The organism is Phycisphaerales bacterium AB-hyl4 (assembly GCA_041821185.1).
Classification (GTDB): domain Bacteria; phylum Planctomycetota; class Phycisphaerae; order Phycisphaerales; family Phycisphaeraceae; genus Natronomicrosphaera; species Natronomicrosphaera hydrolytica.
The window spans coordinates 1-1215 of the sequence record JBGUBD010000032.1 but is presented as its reverse complement, the minus strand read 5'-3'; the positions used below and the strand labels follow the sequence as shown (position 1 = coordinate 1215).

Genomic DNA, 1215 nt, shown 5'->3' with positions numbered 1-1215 from the left:
CACACCACCAGCGCATCGGCGCCGTCCAGCGGAGCGTATGGCTCGTCGGCGTAGGTGATCGACTCGCCGAGCACCTGACGGCAGGTCTCGTGTGCCACCGGATCGTGGGCCACCACCGTCGCGCCACGCTCGAGCAGGTGCTGGATCAGCGTGATCGCGGGCGCTTCGCGGATGTCGTCCGTGCCGGGCTTGAAGGCGATGCCCCACACAGCGATACGCTTGCCGGCGAGGCCCTGGCCGGCGTCATTAAAGTGGCGATCGAGCTTGGCCATGAACGTGTCGCGCTGTTTCTGGTTGACCGCGTGCACGGCCTGGAGCAGGGCGGCGGGGCTGCCGGACTGGTCGCCCATGGCGATGCAGGCGAGCACGTCCTTGGGGAAGCACGAGCCGCCGTAGCCTAAGCCGGGATAGAGGAACTTGTTGCCGATGCGGCCGTCGGAGCACATGCCGCGGCGGACCTCGTCGATGTCCGCGCCGTAGGCTTCGCAGAGGTTGGCGATCTCGTTGATGAAGCTGATCTTGGTTGCGAGCATGGCGTTGGCGGCGTACTTGACCATCTCGGCCGAGGGGATGTCCATGATGAAGATCGGGTTGCCCTGGCGGACGAACGGCTCGTAGAGATCGCGCAGGCGGTCGCCGGTGGGCTTGTCATCGACGCCGAGCACGACGCGGTCGGGCTTCATGAAGTCGTTGATCGCCGCGCCTTCCTTGAGGAATTCGGGGTTGCTGGCCATGCGGAAGGGCTTGGTGGTCTGGCTTTCGATGGCGGCCTTGACCTTGGCGTTCGTGCCCACGGGCACGGTGGACTTGACGATGACGATCTTGGCCCGGCGGTCTTCCGGGCCCGAGCCGGTGGCGCCGTCGCCTTGCTCGATGGCCTGGCCGATCTGCTTCGCGGCTTCGAGCACGTACTTGAGGTCGGCGCAGCCTTGAGCGTCGGAGGGCGTGCCGACGCAGATGAAGATGGCTTCGGCCCGGCGGTACGCGGCGACCGCGTCGGTGGTGAACTGCAGTCGGCCGGCCTTGGCATTGCGGCGGATCAGTTCATCGAGGCCCGGCTCGTAGATGGGCGAGACGCCGTGATTGAGTTTGTCGATTTTGGCTTGATCGATGTCGAGGCAGGTCACGTCATTGCCTGTGTTCGAGAGGCAGGTGCCGGTGACCAGCCCGACGTAGCCGGTGCCGACCATGGTGATACGCATGGGTTGTTTCTCC

General features: G+C 65.7%; 1 protein-coding gene. It reads right to left on the bottom strand.

The genetic code is table 11. The annotated features are described in order from the left end of the window. Positions 1–1202 (bottom strand): UDP-glucose/GDP-mannose dehydrogenase family protein (locus ACERK3_19655; protein ID MFA9480489.1); only part of this gene is annotated, 1202 nt, incomplete at its 3' end. Positions 1203–1215 lie beyond the last annotated feature (13 nt).